Here is a 24,306-nt window from a genome sequence, read left to right on the forward strand (position 1 = left end):
ATGGATACCGCACAATTACTCGCCAATCTGGAACGCCATTTTCAACTGGATCCGGCCAACGCTCGACTGCTGATCGTCGGCCTGGGCGCGACTGGCTATTCGGCCGCGCAATTTTTGCAAAAAACCCCGATCCGGTTCGCCGTAGTCGACAGCCGCAAGCAACCGCCGTTGATCGACAATCTGCGCGAACAAATGCCGGACGTACCCGTGTTTTCCGGCGGCTTCGATCAGTCCGCACTGGATGTCGCCACTCACTTGCTCGTCAGTCCCGGCGTATCGCTGCACGAAACCGCGATTCAAAAAGCCGTGCAGGCCGGAGTAAAAGTCATCAGCGACATCGATTTGTTCGCCTGCGCCACCGATAAGCCGATCATCGGCATCACCGGTTCGAACGGCAAAAGCACGGTGACGACCATGCTCGGCGAAATGGCCAACGCCGCCGGAGTGAAAACCGCCATCGGCGGCAATCTGGGCACGCCGGCGCTGGACTTATTACAACAGGACGCCGATTTATACGTGCTGGAGCTGTCCAGTTTCCAATTGGAACGCACCCGAGCCTTGAACGCCAAAGCCGCCACCGTGCTGAACGTCAGTCCGGACCATCTGGATCGCCATGCCAGCATCGAAACCTACGCCGCCGAAAAGCAACGCATATTCCGCGGCGACGGCACGATGGTTTTGAATGCGGACGATGCGCTGGTCATGGCGATGCGCGACACCAACCGGCCGAGCTTGACGTTTTCGATCCAAAGCACCGCCGATTTCTATCTGCAACGCGGCGAAACCATCAATCTGATGCACGGCGATCAAGTATTGATGCCGGCCTCTCACCTGCGTCTGGAAGGTTCGCACAATCTGGCCAACGCCTTGGCCGCATTGGCCTTGGGCAGCGCCATCGGTTTGAGTATGACCGCGATGTGCACCGCGCTGCGCAACTTCAAAGGCCTGCCGCACCGGATGCAAAAGGTGGCCGAAAGAGCCGGCATCAACTGGATCAACGACTCCAAAGCCACCAACATCGGCGCCTGTATCGCCGCGCTGCAAGGCTACGACCGTAAAGTGATATTGATCGCCGGGGGCGACGCCAAGGGTGCCGACATGACCGAATTGGCACCGGCCGTGCGCGAGAAAACCAAAGCCGTGGTCTTAATCGGCAAGGATGCGCAATTGATCGCCGATGCCTTGCACGATTACGTACCGGTCAAATTCGCCGGCAACATGAAAGAAGCGGTCAAAACCGCCGCCAGTCTGGCCGATGCCGGCGACAGCGTACTGTTGTCGCCGGCCTGCGCCAGCCTCGACCAATACCGCAGTTACGTCGACCGCGGCAACAAATTTGCCGAAGCGGTGATGGAGCTGCCGTCATGTTGAAGCCTACGCCCGCAGCGAAGCCTCGGCAAAGCCGCTTGCATACCGATCCGGTACTGATGCTGGCCTGCTTCGCCCTGCTCGGTATCGGCTTCATGATGGTCACGTCGTCTTCGCTGCACCTGGGTGTGAAGATGGCCGACGACATTTCGCATTATCCATTCAAACAATTGGCGCACATCGCCTTCGGCTTGGCCTTTGCCGGCTTTATCTTGAACGTGCCGATGAAAAGCTGGGAAAAAATGGGGCAAACCCTGTTCATCGCCGGTCTGGCGCTGCTACTGGTGGTGCTGATTCCCGGCGTCGGCGTCAAAGTCAACGGCAGTATCCGTTGGTTATCGATTTTGGGTCTGCGGATTCAGGTATCCGAGGTGGTCAAACTGATTTCGGTGATTTACATGGCCGGCTACGTCACCCGCCACGCCGAACACGTGCGCCGTTCCGCCTTCGGCCTGGTCAAACCGCTGATGCTGTTTTCGGTGGCTTGCGTTTTGTTGCTGCTGGAGCCGGACTTCGGCTCCGCCGTCGTGATTCTGATCATCGCCATGGGCATGATGTTTCTGGGCGGGGCGCGGATTTCGCAATTCGTCATCCTACTGGCGCTGGTTGCCGGCCTGGCGGTCATGTTGGTGATCGTCTCGCCTTACCGGCTGGCGCGGGTCACCAGTTTCCTCGACCCGTGGGCCGACGCCAAGGACACCGGCTTCCAGTTGACGCAAGCCTTGATTTCGTTCGGCCGCGGCGAGTTCTTCGGAGTCGGGCTGGGCAACGGCCTGCAAAAACTGTTTTATCTGCCTGAAGCTCATACCGACTTTTTATTCTCGGTGCTGGGTGAAGAACTGGGCTTGGTCGGCGTACTGGTCATCATCGCGCTGTTCAGCGCCCTGGTGGTGCGCGCGTTTGCGATCGGCGAACAGGCAGAACAAGCCGGCCTGCGATTTAACTCGCTCGCGGCTTACGGTTTGGGCATTTGGTTCGGCTTTCAGTCCTTCGTCAATATGGGCGTCAACATGGGGATGCTGCCGACCAAGGGTTTGACGCTGCCGCTGATGAGTTACGGCGGCGGCAGCATGATTGTGATGTGCGGGGCGATGGCAGTGTTGTTTCGGATCCATTACGAAGTGACCGAACACAACAAGAGCAACGTCAAGGGGAAACTGGCATGAGCGGCCGCATTGTGATCATGGCGGGCGGTACCGGCGGCCACGTATTTCCGGCATTGGCAGTGGCCCAGGAAATGGCTGCGCGCGGCTGGCAAGTGAGTTGGCTCGGCACCCAGACCGGTCTGGAAGCCAAAGTGGTACCGGCCGCCGGCATCGATATCGACTGGCTGGCGGTGGCCGGCCTGCGCGGCAAAGGCTTGTTGGCCAAAGTCGGTGGTATCGTCAAACTGGTGCAAGCCTGCCGCCAAGCCAAACGGATTTTGCGCGAGCGCCGGCCGGATGTGGTTTTGGGCATGGGCGGCTTCGTCGCCGGCCCCGGCGGCCTGATGGCTAAGAGCCTGCGCATTCCGCTGGTAATCCACGAACAAAACCGGGTGCCCGGCACCACCAACCGCTGGCTGGCCAAACTGGCGGCAACCAAAATTCTGGAAGCCTTTCCCGCCAGTTTTGCGCCGAATCTCGGCGCCGAATGCACCGGTAACCCGCTGCGTAGCGGCTTCAGCGCACTGCCGGACAAACAGGCATGGACGCCGGACGCCGGCCGTAACCTGCGCATACTGGTTCTCGGCGGCAGCCAGGGTGCCAAAGTATTGAACGAGACCGTACCAGCCGCATTGACCACATTCGCCAATCTGGAGATCAAGCACCAGACCGGTGCCGCGATGCAAACCGAGGTAGCCGCCGCTTACCGCTCCACCAGCCTAAACGCCGAAGTAGCAGCCTTCATCGACGACATGGCCGCCGCTTACCGGTGGGCCGATCTGGTCGTCTGCCGCGCCGGCGCGATGACGGTCAGCGAAGTCGCGGCGGCCGGACTACCGGCGATCTTCGTGCCGTTGTTGCATGCCATCGACGACCACCAAACCGCGAACGCCAAATATTTAGCCGACGCCGGCGCCGCTTTACTGCTGCCGCAACCCGAATTGAACGCGGAAAACCTGCGTAAAACCATTACCCAAGCCATGACATCCTTAGATTCCATGAGTCGGGCGGCGAAAGCCAAGGCCAGACTCGCTGCCACCCAAACCGTGGCCGACATTTGCGCGACAATTGCCGCGCCTCACGCGGAGGCCGCGCGATGAACCGCCCCAATATTCCCGCCGCCAATCAGGCCTTGGGCGACATCGACAAAATCCATTTCGTCGGTATCGGCGGCACCGGCATGAGCGGCATCGCCGAAGTCCTGAGCAACCTGGGCTACACCGTGTCCGGCTCCGACATCAAGGCCTCGCCGGTCACCGACCGTTTGCAAAACCTGGGCGTCAAAGTCTATCTGGAACATAAGGCCGAAAACGTCGCCGATGTCGATGTCGTCGTCACCTCCACTGCGGTAGATAAAACCAACCCGGAAGTGGTCAGGGCTTACGAAAACCGGATTCCGGTGATTCCGCGCGCAGAAATGTTGGCCGAACTGATGCGCTTCCGCTTCGGTATCGCCGTCGCCGGCACTCACGGCAAAACTACCACCACCAGTTTGACCACGATGATGCTGGCCGAAGGCGGCCTGGACCCCACTTTCGTCATCGGCGGCCGCCTGAACAGTGCCGGCGCCAATGCCAAATTGGGCCTGGGCAAGTATTTGGTGGCCGAAGCCGACGAAAGCGACGCCTCGTTTCTGTTCCTGCAGCCGATGATGGCGATTGTGACCAATATCGATCAGGACCACATGGAGACCTACGGCGGCAGTTACAGCAAGCTGAAGGACACCTTCCTGAAATTTTTGCACCAGTTGCCGTTCTACGGACTGGCCGTGATGTGCGTGGACGACCCCGGCGTTTGCGACGTGCTGCCGAACATTTCGAAACCGGTAAAAACCTATGGCGTCAGCAGTTATGCCGACGTCCGCGCCGTCGACATCAAACAAGACGGGCTGCGCACCCATTTCACCGTGCTGCGCTGGGGCAACCTGCCGCCGCTGCAAGTCACATTGAATTTGCCCGGCTGGCACAACATGTTGAATGCGCTTGCGGCAACCACGATCGCTACCGCGCTGGGCGTGGACGACGCCGCCATTGTGAAAAGCTTGGCCGAATTCAAAGGCGTCGGCCGCCGCTTCCAAATTAACGGCGACGTCGATTTCGCCGACGGCAAACTGACCTTGGTCGACGACTACGGCCATCACCCGCGCGAACTGGCCGCCACCTTGGAAGCCTTGCGCCAAGCCTGGCCGAGTCGGCGTAAAGTCGTGGTATTCCAACCCCACCGCTATACCCGCACCCGCGATCTGTTCGAAGATTTCGTCGAAGTGCTGTCCGGGGTCGATGTGTTGATTTTGCTGGACGTTTATTCGGCCGGGGAAACGCCAATCACCGGCGCCGACGGCAAAGCCTTGAGCCGCTCGATTCGGGTGCGCGGCCAAGTCGATCCGGTATTCGTGCAAAACCGCGAGGATTTGGCCACCATCCTGGCCGGCATCGTCGAAAAAGACGACGTGATCCTGACCATGGGCGCCGGCAACGTCGGCCAGATCGCCGCCGAACTGCCGCAAAAGCTGGCCGAGGCGCTGGCCGAACTGAGAGGAAGCGAGTGATGGCCCCGGCGAGCTGGAAAGGCACCTTGCTGAACGACGAGCCGCTGGCCAAATACACCAGCTGGCGGGTCGGCGGCCCGGCGCAACACATGTACATTCCGGAAAACAAGGCCGACCTGATCGAGTTCATTGCCGAACTGCCGGAAGGCGAGCCTTTGTATTGGCTGGGCCTGGGCAGCAATTTGCTGGTGCGCGACGGCGGCATCAAAGGCACCGTGATCAACACCCGCAACCGCTTGAAAGAGATGCGGCTGATCGACTCGGAACGAGTTTACGTCGAAGCCGGCGTGCCGTGTGCCCACGTCGCCCGCTTTTGCGCCGATTTGGGCCTGACCGGCGCCGAATTTTTGGCCGGTATCCCCGGCACAATGGGCGGCGCCCTGAAAATGAATGCCGGCGCTTTCGGCGGCGAGACCTGGCGCATTGTCGACCGGGTGGAAATGGTCAACGCCCGCGGCGAAGTGATCGAGCGCGATCACGGCGAGTTCGAAGTCGCCTACCGCTCGGTCAAAGGCCTGGAAGGCGAATGGTTTCTGTCGGTGCAACTGAAATTGGTCAAAGGCAATAGCGAAGCCAGCCAGCAACACATCAAGGCACTGTTGGAGAAACGCAACGCGACCCAACCGACCAACAAGCCGACCTGCGGCTCGGTGTTCAAGAATCCGCCAGGCGACTTCGCCGCGCGGCTGATCGAAGCCTGCGGCTTGAAAGGCTTTGCAGTGGGCGGCGCCGTGGTATCGGAAAAACACGCCAATTTTATCGAGAATCAGGGTAACGCCAGTTCGGCGGATATCGAAGCTCTGATCGAACATATTCAAACGCAAGTGCAAACCAAGTTCGGCGTCAGTCTGCAGACCGAAGTTTGCCGGATAGGTGACAAAACATGAGGCCCTTACGGATTAAAGATCCCGCCGCATTCGGCAAGGTCGCGGTGATGATGGGCGGTTCCGCCGCCGAGCGCGAAGTATCGTTGAACAGCGGCAACGCGGTATACCGGGCCTTGCAAGCCCAAGGCATCGATGCCACCGCGATAGACGTGACCGGCAGCCCGATCGACGCGCTGGCCGGGCGCAAATTCGACCGGGTGTTCAACATCATCCACGGCCGCGGCGGCGAAGACGGCGTGTTGCAGGCGGTATTGGCGACGCTGAACTTGCCTTACACCGGCTCCGGCGTACTGGCCTCGGCCTTGGCGATGGACAAGCTGCGCACCAAATTATGCTGGCAAGGCGCCGGTCTGCCGACGCCGCGCTGGTTTTTGTTGAGCGGCGAGCACGACATCGATACCTGCATCAACGCGCTGGGTTTTCCGGTGATCGTCAAGCCGGCCCAGGAAGGCTCCAGCATCGGCATGAGCAAGGCCCATAATCGCGAGGAATTGCTGGCGGCGTTGAAAATCGCCAGCCAGTACCGCTGCGAAGTCTATGCCGAGCAATGGATCCAGGGCCAGGAATTTACCATCGGCATGCTGGACGGCGAGGCGCTGCCGGCGATCCGGCTGGAAACGCCGCACACGTTTTACGATTTCGACGCCAAATACCGCGCCAATACCACGCAATACCATTGTCCGTGCGGCTTGAGCCCGGAGCGCGAGCGGGAATTGCAGGCTCTGGCGCTGAGAGCCTGTCAGACCGTCGGCGTCACCGGTTGGGGCCGGGTCGATGCCTTCATCGACGACAGCGGCCGGCTGCAATTGATCGAGGTCAATACTGTGCCGGGCATGACCGACCACAGCCTGGTGCCGATGGCGGCCAAGGCGGTCGGCGTCAGCTTCGAGGAATTGGTTTGGCGAATCCTGGAGACCAGCGTGGCGGGATCGGCCGGTGCGGCTTAGATTTTTGATTGTGGTCCTGGTATTGGCCGGGGCCGGCTGGTGGAGTTGGCAACACTTCGGCGAGAGAGCTCTGCGCGGCCAACCGATCCGTTACGTACGGATCGAAGGTGCGTTCCAATACACCAGCAAGGACAGATTGAAGCAGGTTTTGGCGCCGCAGATGAAACAGGGTTACTACCACGCCGATATGCAGGCCATCCATCAGGCGATCAAAGCCTTGCCGTTGGTGGACAAGGTGGACGTAAAACGGGTGTGGCCGGACGCGGTGCACATCAAAATCACCGAACAAAAACCGGTGGTGCGCTGGGGCAACTCGGCACTATTGAACAAACAAGGCGATTTGCTGGTTCCGGACAACATCGAGGAATTCAAGAATCTGCCGTTGATTACCGGCCCGGAAGGCCAGGAGAAAAAGCTGCTGGAAATCATGAAGGGCGTTTACATCGTGTTGAAGGATAAATCGATGCAATTGGCCGAGTTCCACGTCAACGAACGCCGGGCTTGGCGGATTAAACTGGCCAACGGCATGGAGATGCAATTGGGCCGCAAGGCGCCGCTGGAGAATATGCAGCGCTTTTTGAAAACCATGGATTTATTGGGCGAGGAGCAAATCGCCATGATAGCGAGCGTGGACACCCGTTATCCGAACGGCTTTGCCGTGACCTGGAAACCGGAAGCCGCCGCTATCGATTGGAAAGCAATCGCAGAAAAGAATAAGAACCTGATTTAAACGCTTACTGAGCACACAACAATGGCCAAAAAGACAGATCGAAATATTTTAGTGGGATTGGACATAGGCACGTCGAAGGTCGCGGCCATCGTCGGCGAATACCGCGGCGGCGACGAAATCGAAGTGATCGGTATCGGCACCGCGCCGTCCAAGGGCTTGAAAAAAGGCATCGTGGTCAATCTGGAATCGACCGTGCATTCGATCCAGCGCGCGGTCGAGGAAGCCGAATTGATGGCCGGTTGCCAGATCAAATCGGTTTTCGCGGGCATCGCCGGCAGCCATATCAAAAGCCTGAATTCGCACGGCATCGTCGCGATCAAGGAAAAGGAAGTCACCCAGCACGACATCGACCGGGTGATCGATTCGGCGCGGGCGGTGGCAATTCCGGCCGATCAGAAAATCCTGCACATCCTGCCGCAGGAGTTTGTGATCGACCAGCAGGAAGGCATCAAGGAACCGATCGGCATGTCCGGCATTCGCCTGGAAGCCAAGGTACACATGGTCACCAGCAGCGTCAGCGCCGAACAAAACATCGTCAAATGCATCCGCAAATGCGGTCTGGACGTCGACGACATCGTGCTGGAGCAACTGGCTTCGTGTTCGGCGGTATTGACCGACGACGAGAAGGATCTGGGCGTGTGCCTGATCGACATCGGTGGCGGCACCACCGATCTGGCGATCTTTTCGGAAGGCGCGATCAAGCACACAGCGGTGATTCCGATTGCCGGTGACCAGGTCACCAACGATATCGCGGTCGCGTTACGGACGCCGACCAAAAACGCCGAGGACATCAAGCGCCAATATGCCTGCGCCTTGACCCAATTGGCCGATCCGCAACAGACCATCAACGTGCCGAGCATCGGCGACCGCGAGCCGCGCAAAATCTCGGCGCAAAACCTGGCCGAGATCGTCGAGCCGCGTTACGAGGAGTTGATGCTGTTGGTGCAAGCAGAATTGAGAAGAAGTGGATATGAAGATCTGATCGCCGCCGGCATGGTAATCACCGGCGGCAGCTCCCAAGTGAAGGGATTGGTCGAATTGGCGGAGGAAATTTTCCACATGCCGGTTCGGATGGGCGTACCGCTGCACGTGTCGGGATTGACCGATGTAGCGGAAAACCCGATTTATTCGACCGCGGTCGGTCTGTTGCTGTACGGCAAGGATCATCACGGCCGGGCGTTAGGCATAAACGATGACGGCGCCGATCTGTTATCGAAAATAAAAAGCTGGTTTCAAGGTAATTTTTAATCTTTTGTCTGGAGGGCGTGAATATGAAATATGAATTATTGGATAGCAGCGGCAGTGCTGTGATTAAAGTGATCGGCGTCGGCGGCGGCGGCGGCAATGCGGTCAACCACATGGCAGCCGACGGTATCGACGGCGTCCAGTTTATCTGCGCCAACACCGATGCCCAGGCCCTGCGGGAAATGAACGTCGAATCCATCGTCCAACTGGGTGTAGAGCTGACCAAAGGCTTGGGCGCCGGCACCCGGCCGGAAATCGGTAGAGCCGCGGCCGAAGAAAACCGCGACCGCATCCGCGAAGTCATCTCTGGCGCCGACATGGTATTCCTGACCGCCGGCATGGGTGGCGGTACCGGTACCGGGGCGATTGCGGTGTTCGCCGAAGTCGCCAAAGAGTTGGGCGTACTGACCGTTGCCGTGGTATCCAAACCTTTCGACTTCGAAGGTTCCAAGAAAAAAGGCGTGGCCGACGCCGGCTTGCGCGAACTGGAAAAACTGGTCGATTCCTTGATCATCATTCCTAACCAAAAACTGCTGCCGACTCTGGGCAACAACAAATCGCTGGTCGAAGCCTTCCGCGCCGCCAACGACGTATTGCGCGATGCGGTTCAGGGCATCACCGAGCTGATTACCCATCCGGGCCTGATGAACGTCGACTTTGCCGACGTCCGTACCGTGATGTCCAACATGGGTAGCGCGATCATGGGTACCGGCGTCGCCAGCGGCGAAAACCGGGCCCGCTTGGCGGCGGAAAAAGCCATTGCCTGCCCGCTGCTGGACGACAACAATCTGCAAGGCGCGCGCGGCATCCTGGTCAACGTCACCTCCAACGGCGACCTGGGCCTGAACGAGTTCGACGAAATCGGCAGCATCATGCACGCGTTCGCTTCCGAAGACGCCGACATGAAAATCGGCATGGCGGTTAATCCGACCTTGGGTAACGAAATCAAAGTCACCGTGGTTGCGACCGGCATGGGCGATAAAGCCAAACACGCCGCTCCGATCAGTCTGGTGAAAAAGGTCGCGGCCGGCGAAGTCGATTACGGCCAACTGGAAAAACCGACCGTAATCCGCCAGCAAAAGCAGGAATCGACCCGGGAGTCGCGTTTCGGCGCCCAACCGAGAAACGATGTCGATCTGGACTACTTGGACGTACCGGCCTTCTTGCGTCGCCAAGCGGACTAAGCAAGTCCGCCGCTTAGCGCTTCAGGCAGCCCACCAAGTTCGGGGGGAGCTATCGCCCAATCTGTGATAGACTCCCCCGCCTTGTTTTACATATTGTCGGCATTTCATGATTAAACAGCGTACTTTGAAGAACACGATCAGAGCCACCGGCGTCGGCTTGCATACCGGCGACAAAGTCTATCTGACTCTGCACCCGTCCGAGCCGGACACCGGCATCCGCTTCCGCCGCGTCGATTTGGAAGCGCCGGTCATGATTTCCGCTCGTCCCGAAAATGTCGGCGAGACCAAACTATCCACCACGTTGGTACGCGACGGCGTCAAGGTTTCTACGGTAGAGCATTTACTGTCGGCTCTGGCCGGACTGGGCATCGATAACGCGATCGTCGATGTCAGCGCCGCCGAAGTACCGATCATGGACGGCAGCGCCGGGCCTTTTGTATTTTTACTGCAGTCGGCCGGCGTCGTCGAACAAGACGCGCCCAAGCAATATATCCGGATCAAACGCGAAGTCAGGGTTGAAGATGGCGACAAATGGGCGGCTTTTCTGCCGTTCGAAGGCTTTAAAGTCACTTTCACGATCGATTTCGAACATCCGGCTTTTTCCGAGCATTTGAAAACCGCGGTGATGGATTTCTCGACGACGACTTTCGTCAAGGAAGTGGCCCGAGCCCGCACCTTCGGCTTTATGAAAGACATCGAGTTTTTGCGGGAAAATAATCTGGCGCTGGGCGGCAGCCTGGATAACGCCATCGTGGTCGACGACGACAAGGTGCTGAACGAAGACGGTCTGCGTTACGCCGACGAATTCGTCAAACACAAGATTCTCGATGCGATCGGCGACCTGTATCTGCTGGGCCACAGCCTGATCGGCGAATATCAGGGCTTCAAATCCGGCCACGCGCTAAATAATAAATTGTTATTGACGCTACTGAACGAAACCGACGCCTGGGAAAAGGTCACCTTCGAAAACGCCGAGGACGCGCCGATTTCCTTCTTGCATTCGGCACAGTCTTCCGCACGAGCCACGGGCTGATAACGCGCCGACTCAATCTTGACGCTGCCTGGTTCTAGTTCATCCGGGCAGCGCCTCCATCAACTAGCCTTCCTGCGTCCTCCGCCGCAAAGTATCGCCCAAACGCTTCAACGCTACAGCCAACGCGTCATCGCCGGTAGCGCTGTCAACACTCCGGCAAAGTACTTCGATGGTCTCCGCCGAAGGCAACCTTGGCTTGCGGGGCGCCGCAGATGCGCCGACAGCCGCGGTCACGATTCGAACCTGCAGTTTGACCAAGCCCATCTCGCCGGCGTCATGCAACTTTTCCAGAATGTTCCGCGCAAAAAAACGAATTTGCGATGCCCAATTAGCGGAGTCGCTGTAGAGCAGAATCGCCGAATCCGAGGCAACGCAATGCAGAACGTGTTTCGCCAGTTCATCCGGTAATCCGGCTCGAACGATTGCCAACAATTCCCGTTGCTTGGCAATGTTGCTTAGGCATAAACTAATCTGATTTTTATTAAAATCCGCTGCAGGTTTAAAACCGAATATTTTGGGTTTATTCATAATTGGCTCAAACTTATCTGCGACAATACGGCAATCAGTTTGCACCAACACCGCAGTTACAATATTTTACCTTTCTGCCTGTTGAGATAGGTGCAAACATTTTCGACATATCAATCAGCCACCTGTCGATCAGGCATAGAAAAAAGACCCCGGTTAACTGTTAGCTATGCGTAAAACCAAAAAGCAAAAAAAACATCACCGAGTCAAAGGGAAAGCTCGTTATATTGCGGTCCCAACCAAATCCGGAAATCCATCAAGCCAAACCAAATGGCAAATTTTAAAATTTGCCATCGTCGGCGGTTTAGCAACAGCAACGCATGCGGGTATATTTGCCTTTGTTATTGAAACGCAGTTAGCCCAAGCCCTAGAAGCTAACTTTATCGCCTTTGCCGTCGCCTTTTTAATATCCTTTTTAGGCCAGTACCACTGGACCTTTCGAAATAGCAGCGATACGCATTGGTCCAAAAAGATGACCAAGTTTTTGATCGTCGCATTGATTGGATTGGGCCTAAATACTGCGGGAGTGCTGGTTATCGTCGAGCGGTTGTTATTACCTTATCACTACGCCATATTATTTATGGTAACAGTAGTTCCGGTGACGACTTTCATTATCAACAAAAAATGGGCTTTTTCCTAACTCACTTTCTTTGCCAAACAAAAAGCAGACAACCCTGCACCTCTATTGATCAAAAATAAAGTCTTGGCTTCCACCTGATGAATCGTTATCAATAAACTATTGACAATATTACTTGCCTTAGTCAAATCGCTTTTCGCCTGATTTTTATTCGTACTGCCTCGCCATCTACTAAATATTCGAATCGCGGCTACAATAGGAAATAGCAACCCAAAAAAATACCGACCTTTTACTACATGCAGCCCTGCGTTCTTTACAAGCGATTCTAATTCCCCTAAAGAATAGCGTCGTTTATGCTCCAAGAAAACGTCATGGCCCGACCATAGCAAATTAAACGCCGGCACAGAAATTAAAACATGCCCACCCACAGGCATTCTATCAACATAATATTTTAAAAACTCTCGATCGTTCTCAACGTGTTCAATAACGTCAATCATTAATACGACATCCTCATCGACAGAATTGATTGTCTTAACAAAAACGATATCCTTACCCTGATAAAGCTCGCGCCTTTCATCATCGGCATATGCAGTATCGACGCAACGCGCAGCCGACCCAGCGTCGATCAACAACAATTTCGAAAAAATTCCGGATCCTGCACCAACATCAAGAATTCTTTTAAAAACAATATCCGCCAATAACCCTTGAATGGCCTTCAGTTTGGACAAGTAATACCAATGCGTATAAACAGCATCGCCTAATATTGACTCTTCTTTAACGTCCACAGCCTCATTTCCTGATAACTTTGTTAACAAAATATAAGGGCCTGCGCTTGGACTCAGAAAAGGCTCTCGCCAGATACTCCCCCAATACCCCGATAAATATTAATTGCACTCCGCCGAGAAATAAAATCGTCACAATTAATGACGGATAGCCTGCAACCGGATTACCATACAAAATAGTATTTATAATAATATAAACTCCGTAACAAAATGCCGCAAATGCTACAGCTACGCCAACATAACTAGCTACCTTAAGCGGAACCTCTGTAAACGAAGTAATCCCTTCCAACGCGAAATTCCATAGCTTCCAATAATTCCATTTTGTTTCGCCGGCATAGCGCGGATCACGCCGATACTCTACCGCAACAGAGGGATAACCGATCCAAGCGTACAAGCCTTTCATGAAACGATTCCGCTCAGGCAATTGTTTCAACGAATCCACCGCGCGCCGGCTCAATAACCGAAAATCTCCGGTATCGGCAGGAATATCGATATTAGTCATTCTTCGAATAAACCGGTAAAACAGATACGAAGTCGTTTTCTTGATTACCGACTCGCCGTCTCGGCTAATTCTCCGTGCATAAACATTATCGAAGCCACTATTCCATTGCTTCAACAATTCCGGGATTAACTCAGGCGGATCCTGTAAATCTGCATCGATAATAATCACTGCATCACCCCGCGAGAAATCAATCCCGGCCGAAACAGCAATTTCTTTGCCGAAGTTTCGGCTCAAATCGATAACAACAACCCGCGGATCCGATTCCGACAATCTCTCTAATAACTGCAGAGTGCCATCTCGGCTACCGTCATTGACAAAAATCAACTCGTAGTCCGGAGCGGCGGTTTGTAACACAACCGTCACACGAGCATAAAACTGATCTAGCACTTCCTGCTCGTTATATGCCGGAACAATTATCGATAACATGATGCCACCATTCAATATTTGTTATATTTTATAGCGACTATTTTAACAGCATAGCCGCAAATGTATTTTCGACCCTTATAAAATAAAAACTGCCGCTTCGTATTCCCGCCAGAGCCGAAACAACACACCGATCAGTGGTCAAGTATAGGCAATTTCACTAACATCGCCAGTTTCCGGCAGCACCTCCTGGCGCCGCCTTACCAGCCTAAAATTATTGATATACAATACGATTACCTTGAGAGTCACAGGAAAAACCATGAAAAACGGTCTGACGGCTAGTTTGCATATTCGCCCCAATCTACGGGACTTTTTCTACATATACCTGCCGTTGCTGCTATTAAGCACAATTATCGTATTGAATCTGACAGCATTTATCGATTCGATAAGATTCTACCCGAGTAACGACAGCTACTACGAAGAAGCTCAAAATTTCATCAAGGGACACGGCTTAACCAGAACGCCTTGGGCGGTGAACAACTACACTGTGGATTACGAACCAACCATATATCAACCGCCAGGCTACGGAATACTAATTTATTTGGTTACACAATTCGGTCTGCCACCCACCGCGGCCGACCTGTGGATTTCTCGGATTTGCTGGATATTAACGCCCTCTGCCCTTGTCTTTCTTCTACGGCCGCTAATCGGTCTGACGTTTTCGATTCTATCCGCAGCAATAATCGCAAGCGCACCCAGCTTTTATTTATTCAGCCCAGGCCCATTTACTGAGCCCGTTTATAGCTTGCTGATATTAATTTCCCTGGGCGTAACAACCAGAAGCCTACAGTATGAGGATAAGCATAAAAATTTAAAACTTTTTGTTTTGTCCGGATTTATCGCCGGCATTGCCTATGCCATCAGAAACGTTGGCTTGGCGTATTTTTTATCTTTTTTTTCGGCACTACTGGTACTAGGAGCATTAAGACAGGAAAGCCCGAAAAAGATTGCCAAAATTTTTGGATTTTTTCTATTGGGCTTGACCCCTATCGTAATAGCCTTACTCTGGAGGAATATTAGTCTATTTGGCGAAGCACTACCTTACAAAGTCAATCAAGGTTACTTTTCAACGCCGCTGATTTCGTTACGCGTTTTAATTGAAGCCATCCTACTTGACCTGAGTGGCTCGCGGGACATATCGATGTTGTCGTGGGATTTTTTGCGCTTAATTTCAATCGGGCTTCCGCTGGCAACTCTATTCGTTTACTTTTGCTGGAAACACCGGCATAGCTACAATTTAACCGAAAAGTTCTTTATTTTATTCGCGCTGCTATTGCTCACATCTTCGAGCGGAATGCTAGTCATTGCCCACACTTACCACGGCCTGGATCCGGGAGATCTGATCCGCCACGTATATCCTTTTAGCTGGATATTTTTCCCCCTGTTTTTAGTTGCGTTTCGGGTCAAAAATCAAGGCCCATATTACAAAGCCGTCGGTGTCGCTATTGGCACCATCATTATTGCCGGCCACTTGTATTTTATTAAATCCGACATCGAAAAAACCGAAGACATTCTGAGCAGCCTCAACCAGTCTACAGACATTGTTGCCGCGGCGCAGCCAGTTACCGGAAAATATAAAATACTATCGAACGAAATTATCTTTAAAATTAGCCGCGATCCAATTATCCAGAACACCGTATCCGCTCTTCCGGGAGATGCCTTATTAATATCGAATGTCGGCGGTGCTTTACGCCGAGTGACCGGCCGCCCGGTCAGAACCCTGGACTTTAACGCCAGAAATTTGGATAAGAGCTTAATGGATGTAATAGAAATGTCTAACTCGGTTACAACGGTTAGACCATTTTATTTTATAGCGCTACCTAGCAACGATATCGCCAGAGCGCCTGTTAGTATCGATTGGCAGCAGAAAATGGCGGAAATACTTGTTCCGCACGGTTTTTCAATTGCGGAGCAGCACGCCAATATCATCGTATTTTCCAAACCCAAGCAGCCTAACTCCCTTGCAAATGGCCAGGAGACTTTATGAACTTCCCAATCAAAGCGGTGCTTTTTGCAATCCCAATTGCAATGGGCCCGATACCAACCCTAGCCGCCGAACTTAATCGAGCCCAAGTCGAACAACTGCTCGCAAAAGCCGACAAGCAGCACCCAGCCGACCTGCGACGAAAGGATCTGACCGATCTGGACTTATCCAACCTGGATTTTCGCAACGCCGACTTGTGGGGAGCGGATCTTAGGCGCTCGAATTTGAACAAATGTAACCTGCAAGGCCTGACGCTGGACCTGACGGTGATGACCCGCATCCAGCTAAGCGGCGCCAATCTGGCCAATACCAGCATTTTCGGGGTCAGTCTGATGCACGCCGACCTCAGCAAGGCCGACATGAGCGGCAGCCGGGTGGTGGCGATCATGGACGGCGCCAACCTGAGCAATGCCAATCTCAGCAACGTACAGTGGGCTGCCGACATGAAAAACCAATCGATGGGTCTGATGCGCGCCAGTTTGAAGGGTGCCAACCTAAGCGGAGCCAATTTACGCAACGCTCAACTCGGCCGAGCCATGCTGAAACACGCCAAATTGGTGAAAGCCAATTTGCAAAATGCCGACCTGTATTCCGCCGAAATGGACGGTGCCGATATGAGCGGAGCCGACCTCAGCAACGCCAACTTCTCGGAAGCGAAATTGCACGATGCAATTTTTACCGGCGCGAATTTGCAAGGCACCCGCTTCGACGGCGCCAAGAATCTGCCCGACTCCGTCACATCCGCCCAAACTAAATAACCGAGACCGCTCATGCAAATTCCCAAGCAACTGCTGCAACGCAAATCGGTCGACGCATTGACCGATGTCGAGCACGGCCTGAAACAAACCCTGACCGCCAAAGACTTGACCATCCTCGGCATCGGCGCCGTCATCGGAGCCGGGATCTTCGTGCTGACCGGCATTGCCGCCGCCAAATATGCCGGCCCGGCCATCGTCGTCTCGTTTATTTTGGCCGGTATCGCCTGCGGTCTGGCAGCGATGTGTTACAGCGAATTGGCGGCGATGATCCCGGTGTCCGGCAGCGCGTACAGCTACGCCTACGCCACGATGGGCGAACTGATGGCCTGGATTATCGGCTGGGACTTGATCTTGGAATACGCGCTGGCCAGCAGCACCGTAGCGATCGGCTGGGCCGGCTACTTGACCAGCTTCTTCGACGCGTTAGGCGTGCATCTACCCACCTATCTCACCACGGCTTATCTGGCCAATCCCGAAGCCGGCTTCGTTAACCTGCCCGCCGCCGCAATCATCCTGCTGCTGACCGGGTTATTGGTGCTCGGCATCCGCCAATCCGCAATCTTCAATTTCGTCATGGTATTGATCAAATCGGCGGTGATCGTGATCTTCATCGTCGCCGGCGCCGGCCACGTCGATACCGCGAATTGGTCGAATTTCACACCGTTCGGCTTCGGCGGCGTGTTGACCGGAGCCGGCGTGATTTTTTTCGCTTACATTGGTTTCGATGCGGTATCCACCGCCGCCCAGGAAGCCATCAACCCGCAACGCGACGTACCGATCGGCATCATCGGCTCGCTGGCGGTCTGCACCTTGTTGTACATTCTGGTCGCCGGCGTATTGACCGGCATCATTTCCTATACCGAACTCAATGTCCCGGCACCGATCGCACTGGCGGTCGACCACGTCGGCATGGGCTGGCTGTCGCCGATCATCAAAATCGCCGCCATCGCCGGCCTGACCTCGGTGATGCTGGTATTGTTGATGGGCCAAAGCCGGATTTTCTTTTCGATGGCCAAAGACCAACTGCTGCCGCCGTTGTTCGCCCAAGTCCACCCGAAGTTTCAAACCCCGCATTTATCAACCATCCTGGTCGGCGTCGCCGTATCCTTGCTGGCCGGCTTCATGCCGATCGAGAAACTTGGCGAACTGGTCAGCATCGGCACCTTGTTCGCCTTCGTCCTGGTCTGCGGCGGTGTCTGGATCTTGCGTAACAGCCACCCGGAAATGGAACGCCATTTCAAATGCCCGGCCGTGCCTTATGTACCGATTGGCGGGATTTTAGTGTGTTTGAGCTTGATGGTGGGTTTGCCGATTGATACTTGGATTCGGTTGTTCGTTTGGCTTCTGCTAGGGTTTTTGATTTATTTTGGATATGGGGTGAAGCATAGTCAGCTGCGGTCTTCTTGATGTCTGGATGGCGTATGCCTGCCGGGATACGGGCATCCAGAGCCATGGATGGCAGACTTGAATCTCCAAATTAATGTGTCGCTAGCGCGACGGCTTGATCTAATGTCGGTTCGCGGACCGACAACCGCGATACTTTCTTTTGCGTGGCCAAAAGAAAGTATCCAAAGAAAAGGCCACCCGGATGCCGCTTATTCCCTGTGCTCCTCGCTTTTGAACGGGGTTGCCGAAAGGGGCTTCCTGCCCCTTCGGCAACGTGCGACATACGGGAAAAAACCAGCCCGAAATTTGAAGATATAAAGCTTTAATAGACGTAACCACATGATGGAGAACACTTTGGATCAACGAGAAAAATACGAAAACGGACTTTTTACAGTTCGCTTTATCGGGGATGAACTCAAATTACATGGTGTCAATATCTACGACCTTTCGCATTCTCTGCTAGCTATTCAGAGAATAGTTCACAAGGCTCATTTATCTATCGAAGGTAATTTGGTTAAAGGAGCATTTCCAAACAAAGAAGCACGACAGCGCCTTGCTTTACAAATTGGTGAACGTAGGCGCACTTCAGATGCTTTCGCTTTGGTCCCAATATTGGCTGATCCTACCGTTCAGGAATACCTAAAAAAGTTGGCAGACTATGTATTCTCTGGAATTGCTGGTTATTACGTCGGGGATGTTCTTGATCGAGTTAGGAAAGAAAACAATCAAGATAAACAAATTTTTATTGGCTCAATTTACACGGAAGTTGCCAATATTGTGAATCGAATTGATGCCTCGGGCGGAGTAGAAGCCATTTCACTAGGTGCACCAGCATTAAATCACGAAACAATCGCTGCGTTCACCTCCGATAGTAAAACCTACCTGAGCAAATTAAAAAATGAAACATTCCTTGGAAATTATCAGGAGATAAAAGGTCGAGTCTATAAGCTTTACCCAGCGAGTAAGATTGTAGCTATACGGCGGAGTGGAGGCCGTACCGTGAGCATATTTCTTTCAGATTCTGACTTTGATCGCATTAGATACCACAAAGAAAGTAATCCGCTATTTTTGTTCAAAGGCCGGCCACGTTATCAGTTTGGAGTAGAAACCAAAATAGTTTCTGAATTTGAAGCGGACGAGATTGAATACCTAAATAATGACGTAGACTGACGGCTAACCTCGTTCCCACGCGCCGCGTGGGAATGCAAACCAACCGCGCTGCGGTCATCAGCTAAAACCAATCCCGATAGATCGGCAACAATCCTTCTTGCCCCGCATAATTCCGGGCACTCGAATAGCGCCAATGCTCCGGCAAATCGACATAACCACGTTTAACCGGATTCAGGTGGATGTAATCCAATTTCTGCTGCAAAACATCGGGGCTGTCGATCAGCTGCGGGTGACTACCTTCTTCCCACAATTGATAATCCCGATCAGTTTTATGCGCCTTGCGAAACCAGCTCAATTGCTTCAATAAGCGCTCGGCATTCATAGCTTGCAAATAATCGATCAACTGCCGCGCGGTATAAGACTTGAAGTGGGCTATTTGATTGGGTAAATCGTCAGCTTGTACCAGCAAGTGCAGATGATTTTCCAGAATGACATAGCCGTAGATTCGCCAATTGTGCATTTGTTGGCGGTAGAGCAAAGCGTCCAGCACGATTTGCACAGTAGTCGGACGCGTGAATAATGGTATCCAGTTCAGTACGGTGCAGGTTATGAAATGGGGATGGTCTGACTGGAGAATGCGGTAACGGCTGCGGCCCATGAATTTGACCTCGTTTAATAGCTTGGTCATTTTTACCGCTGGCGCGGATTGTCTGCATTCCCACGCGGCGCGTGGGAACGAGGAAAAGAATCACCAAAGCCTTTCAAGTCCGCGATGGTATTTCCCCGTATGCCGCGCCGAGCACCGAAGCTTTTGAACGGAATAGCCCGAAGGGGTGCGGCATGGATGCCGCACGTTGACGAAGGGGCAGGAGCCCCTTTCGGCAACCCCGTTCAAAAGCTTCGGCGCGCAGGGAATAAGCGGAATCCGGGTGTCTTTTCTTTTGGATACTTTTCTTTGGACAAGCAAAGAAAAGTATCTCGCCCGTCAGTGCGAGAACCAACATTAAATCAAGCCGTCGCGCCAGCGACACACCTCAACTTCGATAGCCCTTCGACAAGCTCAGGGCGAACGGAATCCAAGAAAAAACTAATCAACGCCCAATCGCGTAATACTGCAACCCAAACTGCTTAACCAACCTTGGTTCATACATATTCCGCCCGTCGAATATCACCTTGTCCTTTAACAAATGCCCCAAGTCATCAAAATCCGGGCTGCGAAATTGTTTCCATTCGGTAACGATGACCAGCGCGTCGGCATCGTTTAAGGTTTCATTCTGTTTCGCGCAATAAACCAAACCAGCCTTGTCGCCATAGATCCGCTGCGCTTCTTGCAGTGCTTCCGGATCGTAGGCCCGGACCACGGCGCCGGCATCGATCAATGCCTCCAGCAGTACCCGGCTAGGTGCTTCGCGCATGTCGTCGGTATTGGGTTTGAAGGCCAGGCCCCACAAGGCAAAGGTTTTGCCTTTGACGCCATCCGGGTAATGCGCGCTGATTTTTTCAAACAAGCGGTGTTTCTGCCGGTCGTTGACGTTTTCGACCGCACTCAGTAACTCGGCGTGATAGCCGTTGTCGCGGGCGGTGCGCTCCAGGGCTTTGACGTCTTTCGGAAAGCAGGAACCGCCGTAGCCGCAACCCGGATAGATAAAGCTATAACCGATCCGGCTGTCGGAACCGATGCCGTGGCGCACCTGTTCGATGTCGGCACCCAGCCGCTCGGCTAGATTGGCCAGTTCGTTCATGAAGCTGATCTTGGTCGCCAGCATCGCGTTGGCGGCGTACTTGGTCAGTTCCGCAGAGCGGATGTCCATGGTAATGACCCGCTCGCGGCTGCGGTTGAACGGCGCGTATAGCGCTTTTAGCAGCTCGGCGGTCCGCGGGTTGTCGGTGCCGATGATGATGCGGTCGGGCTTCATGAAGTCGTCCAGTGCCGAGCCTTCCTTCAAAAACTCCGGATTGGACACGACATCGAATTCCAAGCTTTGGCCGCGCTGGGCCAGCGCGTCGGCCACGGTCTGCTTCACTTTATCGGCAGTACCGACCGGCACAGTGGATTTGTCGACGACGATTTTGTAATCGTTCATGTGTTCGGCAATGCTTTTCGCCACCGCCAACACGTATTTCAAATCGGCCGACCCATCCTCGTCCGGTGGAGTACCGACGGCGATGAATTGGAACAAACCGAAATCGACGGCTTCTTTGACGTCGGTGGTAAAGCTTAGCCGGCCGGCGGCAACATTATCCTTGACCATTTCGTCCAAACCGGGCTCGTAGATCGGGATAACGCCCTGTTTCAGCTGGTCGATTTTCCGTTGATCGACGTCCATGCACAGCACTTGATTACCCACTTCGGCCAAGCAGGCTCCCGTGACCAAACCGACGTATCCACTGCCAAATACCGTAATTTTCATTGTTACACCTTGTAAGCTAATTGAAAGATCATTGCTGTTTTAACCGGTACAGCGCCGAGATATCCTCGTCGCCGTAACCCTCTGCCATTAGTTTGGCATAATCCGCCAGCGTTGCTGCCGTTAACGGACATGTCAGCCCAACCTGCGCCGCCATCCGTTCAGCGATGAGCAAATCCTTGTGATGCAGCGCCAACTTGAAACCCGGCGCGTATTGGTTGTTGGTCATGGTCTTGCCGCGATGTTGCAAAAACCAATTGCCGGCGGCCCCGCCCGCTATCACGTCTACAACCTTGTCTAGCGGCAATTGCTGCGCGGCGGCGAACGCCAAGGCTTCGGTCACGGCCTGATTGATGCCGGCGCACATGATTTGGTTAACCGCCTTGCAAGCCTGGCCGGCACTAACGCCGCCCATGTGTTCGATCCGCGCGGTCATCGCGGTCAATACCGGCCGCACCCGCTCCAGTACTCCCGCGTCGCCGCCGACCATCATTGCCAAAGTGCCGTTTCTGGCGCCTTCTACGCCGCCGGATACCGGCGCGTCCAGAAATTCCGCTTGTTTTTCGCCAAGCTTTGCCGCCGCTATTCTCGCGGTCTCGCCACTGACCGTAGACATATCGACGATCACAGTCCCCGGCTTGACGCCGATGCAAACGGCATCCACCACATCGAGTACGTCTTGGTCGGCCGACACGCAAATCATTATGACTTCGGCATTGCCAGCGAGCTGTTCTATGCTACCGCAAGCCTCCGCACCCGTTTCCGCCGCCAAGGCCGCAGCTTTCTCCACAGTTCGGTTATACACCGCAGCCAAATGACCGGCCTTGGCCAGATTGCGGGCCATGCCCAGCCCCATTGCCCCCAAACCGATAAATCCCGTTTTCATCGTCTGCGCCCGTCCTGTGTCACTCTAAGGAAGCTATTTTTCCAAGTAGGTATAAGCGTTCAATCCGGCCGACAACTCCTGTTCGAAGCCGGCTTTCTGTTCTGCCGTCAACGCTGCGCCGTCCAGTTTACGCCGATAAGCCGCTTTCAGCGCCTCGGCATCGATGTGCACGTAATCAAGCAACTCGCTGACATCTTCGCCTTCCATAAAATCGCTGAAGCGGTAACCACCGGCCGCCAGTTCGACGTTGACCGAGTGGGTATCGCCGAACAGATTATGCATGTCGCCCAGGATTTCCTGATAGGCGCCGACCATGAAAAAACCGATCAAGTAATCTTCGTCATCGCCGATTGCGTGCAGCGCCAAGGTGTTGCTGATATTTTGCCGATCGACATACTGGTCGATCCTGCCGTCGGAATCGCAGGTCAAATCCTGCAATACCGCACGCCGGATTGGTTGCTCGTGTAAGCGGTGAATCGGCATGATCGGGAAGATCTGATCGATGCCCCAAATATCCGGCATCGACTGAAACAGCGAGAAATTGCAAAACACCTTGTCCGCCAGTTTTTCGTCGAGCTCCTGCAAAATTTCCCGATGATGGTGGTTATCCAGATTCAATTGCTCCTGAATCTGCTGACATAAACCAACGTAGCGCCGCTCAGCCGCAGCCAAATCGGCTAAATCGATATCCCCTTGCACGAAACGGGCGCGGGCTTCGGCCATGTCGAATTGAGCATTATGATACGCCTCGCTGACGTTATCGAAATGCTTGGCAACCAAGCCGGCTCCCTGCAAACGCTCGACTTCGGTCACGTTGGTGATCAGTACTGCATGGTGGGCGGTAATGGCCCGGCCCGACTCGGTGATGATGTTGGGTTGCGGCAAATTGTGCTGTCGGCTGACCTCGGCGAAGGCGCGGACGATGTTATCGGCGTACTCGGACATGCTGTAGTTGATCGAACATTCCCGCCGCGAGCCGCTGCCGTCGTAATCCACGCCCAAGCCGCCGCCGGCGTCCACTGTGCTGATTTCGGCACCGAGCCGACGCAATTGCAAATAAAACTGGCCAGCTTCCTTCAAGGCCAATTTAATGTCGTGAATGTTGGCGATCTGCGAGCCCATATGAAAATGCATCAGTTGCAGGCAATCCAGCATCTGCGCCTGGCGCAAGTACTCAACCAACTGCAGCACTTCACTGGCATGCAAACCGAATTTGGACTTTTCGCCGCCGCTGTTTTGCCATTTGCCGGCGCTGATGGTCGACAGCCGCACCCGCAGACCTATCAACGGTTTGACCTGCAGTTTGGCCGCTTCTTCCAGGATCAATTCCAGCTCGGACGGCTTTTCGATGACGATGAACACCGACAAACCCATCAGCTGGCCCATTAGCGCCATCCGGATGTAAAGCCTGTCCTTGTAACCGTTGCAGACGATGGTGCCGTTGGTTTTGGCTAAACCCAAAATCGCCAGCAACTCCGGCTTGCTACCGGCTTCCAGACCGATATTGTCGGCAGACAGGATGGCTTCCACCACGTTGCCCTGTTGGTTGACCTTGATCGGATATACCGGCGTGTAATGTCCAGCGTAACCATGCGCAGTTCTGGCCTGGTCGAAAGCCTGCTGCAACCGGCGAATGCGGTCGGGCAGAATATCGGTGAAGCGTACCAGCACCGGCAGATTCAAGCCTTTACCGCGCAAGGCCTCGGCCACTTCGAACAGATCGATTTCCAACGGATTGTCGCTGCTTGGTTTGACGCAGACATGGCCGTGTTGGTTAATCGAAAAATAACCGTCGCCCCATTGTTGAATCGCGTAAAGCTGTTTTGCCTGTTCAATCGACCATGCTTGTGCCGGCACTCAGGTTCCCCGTACTGTCAT

22 protein-coding genes are annotated in these 24,306 nt (G+C 54.3%); 15 read left to right on the forward strand and 7 right to left on the reverse strand.

Translation table 11 applies throughout. The features are described from left to right. The 10 genes from murD (at window position 1) to lpxC (ending at window position 11,087) form a co-directional block, all read left to right on the forward strand. On the forward strand, window positions 1-1,371 hold the full coding sequence (murD, locus tag PL263_RS13155; protein WP_278209790.1) for a UDP-N-acetylmuramoyl-L-alanine--D-glutamate ligase: 1,371 nt from the start codon (window positions 1-3) through the stop codon (window positions 1,369-1,371). Then, on the forward strand, window positions 1,365-2,534 hold the full coding sequence (ftsW, locus tag PL263_RS13160; RefSeq protein ID WP_278209791.1) for a putative lipid II flippase FtsW: 1,170 nt from the start codon (window positions 1,365-1,367) through the stop codon (window positions 2,532-2,534). Before murD ends, ftsW begins: the two co-directional genes overlap by 7 nt. Further along, window positions 2,531-3,613 carry an undecaprenyldiphospho-muramoylpentapeptide beta-N-acetylglucosaminyltransferase gene (gene murG / locus PL263_RS13165; protein WP_278209792.1) on the forward strand — a complete coding sequence of 361 codons (1,083 nt, stop codon included), beginning with the start codon at window positions 2,531-2,533 and terminating at the stop codon, window positions 3,611-3,613. The genes ftsW and murG overlap by 4 nt, the downstream gene beginning before the upstream one ends. Then, on the forward strand, window positions 3,610-5,061 hold the full coding sequence (murC, locus tag PL263_RS13170; protein WP_278209793.1) for a UDP-N-acetylmuramate--L-alanine ligase: 1,452 nt from the start codon (window positions 3,610-3,612) through the stop codon (window positions 5,059-5,061). Before murG ends, murC begins: the two co-directional genes overlap by 4 nt. After that, entirely contained in the window at window positions 5,061-5,948 is an 888-nt protein-coding gene (gene murB, locus PL263_RS13175) for a UDP-N-acetylmuramate dehydrogenase (RefSeq protein ID WP_140914082.1), read from the forward strand. Before murC ends, murB begins: the two co-directional genes overlap by 1 nt. Next, window positions 5,945-6,895, forward strand: coding sequence for a D-alanine--D-alanine ligase (locus PL263_RS13180; RefSeq protein WP_278209794.1), 951 nt, complete (start codon window positions 5,945-5,947; stop codon window positions 6,893-6,895). Before murB ends, PL263_RS13180 begins: the two co-directional genes overlap by 4 nt. Further along, complete coding sequence (locus PL263_RS13185; RefSeq protein ID WP_278209795.1) at window positions 6,885-7,625, forward strand: cell division protein FtsQ/DivIB; 741 nt, start codon at window positions 6,885-6,887, stop codon at window positions 7,623-7,625. Before PL263_RS13180 ends, PL263_RS13185 begins: the two co-directional genes overlap by 11 nt. A gap of 21 nt (window positions 7,626-7,646) precedes the next feature. Next, window positions 7,647-8,873, forward strand: a complete 1,227-nt coding sequence (ftsA, locus tag PL263_RS13190) for a cell division protein FtsA (protein WP_054758926.1) — start codon at window positions 7,647-7,649, stop codon at window positions 8,871-8,873. 23 nt (window positions 8,874-8,896) lie between these two features. Next, window positions 8,897-10,054 carry a cell division protein FtsZ gene (ftsZ, locus tag PL263_RS13195; RefSeq protein ID WP_140914085.1) on the forward strand — a complete coding sequence of 386 codons (1,158 nt, stop codon included), beginning with the start codon at window positions 8,897-8,899 and terminating at the stop codon, window positions 10,052-10,054. A gap of 106 nt (window positions 10,055-10,160) precedes the next feature. Then, on the forward strand, window positions 10,161-11,087 hold the full coding sequence (lpxC, locus tag PL263_RS13200; protein ID WP_140914086.1) for a UDP-3-O-acyl-N-acetylglucosamine deacetylase: 927 nt from the start codon (window positions 10,161-10,163) through the stop codon (window positions 11,085-11,087). A 63-nt stretch (window positions 11,088-11,150) separates the two neighbouring features. Here the strand turns inward: lpxC and PL263_RS13205 are convergent, their stop codons facing one another. Beyond that, window positions 11,151-11,615 (reverse strand): DciA family protein, encoded by a 465-nt coding sequence (locus PL263_RS13205; RefSeq protein WP_278209796.1) that lies wholly within the window; start codon window positions 11,613-11,615, stop codon window positions 11,151-11,153. Window positions 11,616-11,781: 166 nt separating this feature from the next. Here PL263_RS13205 and PL263_RS13210 point away from each other — a divergent pair, with 166 nt between their 5' ends. Next, on the forward strand, window positions 11,782-12,252 hold the full coding sequence (locus PL263_RS13210) for a GtrA family protein (protein WP_278209797.1): 471 nt from the start codon (window positions 11,782-11,784) through the stop codon (window positions 12,250-12,252). On the opposite strand, the gene PL263_RS13215 is transcribed toward PL263_RS13210, so the two are convergent. Then, window positions 12,249-12,974, reverse strand: a complete 726-nt coding sequence (locus PL263_RS13215; RefSeq protein WP_278209798.1) for a class I SAM-dependent methyltransferase — start codon at window positions 12,972-12,974, stop codon at window positions 12,249-12,251. The genes PL263_RS13210 and PL263_RS13215 overlap by 4 nt on opposite strands. Before the next feature lie 4 nt (window positions 12,975-12,978). Beyond that, window positions 12,979-13,899, reverse strand: a complete 921-nt coding sequence (locus PL263_RS13220) for a glycosyltransferase family 2 protein (RefSeq protein ID WP_140914090.1) — start codon at window positions 13,897-13,899, stop codon at window positions 12,979-12,981. A 256-nt stretch (window positions 13,900-14,155) separates the two neighbouring features. Here PL263_RS13220 and PL263_RS13225 point away from each other — a divergent pair, with 256 nt between their 5' ends. From PL263_RS13225 to PL263_RS13240, 4 genes are all read left to right on the forward strand, one after another. Next, on the forward strand, window positions 14,156-15,883 hold the full coding sequence (locus PL263_RS13225; RefSeq protein WP_278209799.1) for a hypothetical protein: 1,728 nt from the start codon (window positions 14,156-14,158) through the stop codon (window positions 15,881-15,883). Then, the gene (locus PL263_RS13230) at window positions 15,880-16,638 is read left to right on the forward strand and encodes a pentapeptide repeat-containing protein (protein ID WP_347568916.1); all 759 of its coding nucleotides are present in this window, start codon (window positions 15,880-15,882) and stop codon (window positions 16,636-16,638) included. The genes PL263_RS13225 and PL263_RS13230 overlap by 4 nt, the downstream gene beginning before the upstream one ends. A 12-nt stretch (window positions 16,639-16,650) precedes the next feature. Beyond that, window positions 16,651-18,045 carry an amino acid permease gene (locus tag PL263_RS13235; protein ID WP_278209800.1) on the forward strand — a complete coding sequence of 465 codons (1,395 nt, stop codon included), beginning with the start codon at window positions 16,651-16,653 and terminating at the stop codon, window positions 18,043-18,045. Window positions 18,046-18,363: 318 nt separating this feature from the next. Beyond that, entirely contained in the window at window positions 18,364-19,194 is an 831-nt protein-coding gene (locus PL263_RS13240; protein ID WP_278209801.1) for a hypothetical protein, read from the forward strand. Between the two features lie 61 nt (window positions 19,195-19,255). Here PL263_RS13240 and PL263_RS13245 read toward each other — a convergent pair whose 3' ends face one another. The 4 genes from PL263_RS13245 to speA all read right to left on the reverse strand — a co-directional run bounded on the left by PL263_RS13245 (window position 19,256) and on the right by speA (window position 24,285). After that, window positions 19,256-19,792 (reverse strand): transposase, encoded by a 537-nt coding sequence (locus PL263_RS13245; protein ID WP_278212879.1) that lies wholly within the window; start codon window positions 19,790-19,792, stop codon window positions 19,256-19,258. A gap of 433 nt (window positions 19,793-20,225) precedes the next feature. Beyond that, window positions 20,226-21,545, reverse strand: coding sequence for a UDP-glucose/GDP-mannose dehydrogenase family protein (locus PL263_RS13250; RefSeq protein ID WP_140914095.1), 1,320 nt, complete (start codon window positions 21,543-21,545; stop codon window positions 20,226-20,228). 28 nt (window positions 21,546-21,573) lie between these two features. Continuing rightward, window positions 21,574-22,428, reverse strand: a complete 855-nt coding sequence (locus PL263_RS13255) for an NAD(P)-dependent oxidoreductase (protein WP_278209802.1) — start codon at window positions 22,426-22,428, stop codon at window positions 21,574-21,576. A 33-nt stretch (window positions 22,429-22,461) separates the two neighbouring features. Then, on the reverse strand, window positions 22,462-24,285 hold the full coding sequence (speA, locus tag PL263_RS13260; protein ID WP_278209803.1) for a biosynthetic arginine decarboxylase: 1,824 nt from the start codon (window positions 24,283-24,285) through the stop codon (window positions 22,462-22,464). Between the last annotated feature and the right edge of the window lie 21 nt (window positions 24,286-24,306).

The sequence above is a fragment of the Methylomonas sp. EFPC3 genome, assembly GCF_029643245.1.
In the GTDB taxonomy this organism is placed as follows: domain Bacteria; phylum Pseudomonadota; class Gammaproteobacteria; order Methylococcales; family Methylomonadaceae; genus Methylomonas; species Methylomonas koyamae_B.

Bases quoted from the DNA above. Each gene is read 5' to 3' on its own strand.
- PL263_RS13255 (WP_278209802.1), bottom strand. From the start codon at position 22,428: ATGAAAACGGGATTTATCGGTTTGGGGGCAATGGGGCTGGGCATGGCC.
- PL263_RS13180 (WP_278209794.1), top strand. From the start codon at position 5,945: ATGAGGCCCTTACGGATTAAAGATCCCGCCGCATTCGGCAAGGTCGCG.
- PL263_RS13235 (WP_278209800.1), top strand. From the start codon at position 16,651: ATGCAAATTCCCAAGCAACTGCTGCAACGCAAATCGGTCGACGCATTG.
- murB (WP_140914082.1), top strand. From the start codon at position 5,061: ATGGCCCCGGCGAGCTGGAAAGGCACCTTGCTGAACGACGAGCCGCTG.
- lpxC (WP_140914086.1), top strand. From the start codon at position 10,161: ATGATTAAACAGCGTACTTTGAAGAACACGATCAGAGCCACCGGCGTC.
- PL263_RS13245 (WP_278212879.1), bottom strand. From the start codon at position 19,792: ATGGGCCGCAGCCGTTACCGCATTCTCCAGTCAGACCATCCCCATTTC.
- ftsZ (WP_140914085.1), top strand. From the start codon at position 8,897: ATGAAATATGAATTATTGGATAGCAGCGGCAGTGCTGTGATTAAAGTG.
- PL263_RS13250 (WP_140914095.1), bottom strand. From the start codon at position 21,545: ATGAAAATTACGGTATTTGGCAGTGGATACGTCGGTTTGGTCACGGGA.
- PL263_RS13220 (WP_140914090.1), bottom strand. From the start codon at position 13,899: ATGTTATCGATAATTGTTCCGGCATATAACGAGCAGGAAGTGCTAGAT.
- ftsW (WP_278209791.1), top strand. From the start codon at position 1,365: ATGTTGAAGCCTACGCCCGCAGCGAAGCCTCGGCAAAGCCGCTTGCAT.
- murC (WP_278209793.1), top strand. From the start codon at position 3,610: ATGAACCGCCCCAATATTCCCGCCGCCAATCAGGCCTTGGGCGACATC.
- PL263_RS13205 (WP_278209796.1), bottom strand. From the start codon at position 11,615: ATGAATAAACCCAAAATATTCGGTTTTAAACCTGCAGCGGATTTTAAT.
- murD (WP_278209790.1), top strand. From the start codon at position 1: ATGGATACCGCACAATTACTCGCCAATCTGGAACGCCATTTTCAACTG.
- PL263_RS13240 (WP_278209801.1), top strand. From the start codon at position 18,364: ATGATGGAGAACACTTTGGATCAACGAGAAAAATACGAAAACGGACTT.
- ftsA (WP_054758926.1), top strand. From the start codon at position 7,647: ATGGCCAAAAAGACAGATCGAAATATTTTAGTGGGATTGGACATAGGC.
- murG (WP_278209792.1), top strand. From the start codon at position 2,531: ATGAGCGGCCGCATTGTGATCATGGCGGGCGGTACCGGCGGCCACGTA.
- PL263_RS13230 (WP_347568916.1), top strand. From the start codon at position 15,880: ATGAACTTCCCAATCAAAGCGGTGCTTTTTGCAATCCCAATTGCAATG.
- PL263_RS13225 (WP_278209799.1), top strand. From the start codon at position 14,156: ATGAAAAACGGTCTGACGGCTAGTTTGCATATTCGCCCCAATCTACGG.
- PL263_RS13210 (WP_278209797.1), top strand. From the start codon at position 11,782: ATGCGTAAAACCAAAAAGCAAAAAAAACATCACCGAGTCAAAGGGAAA.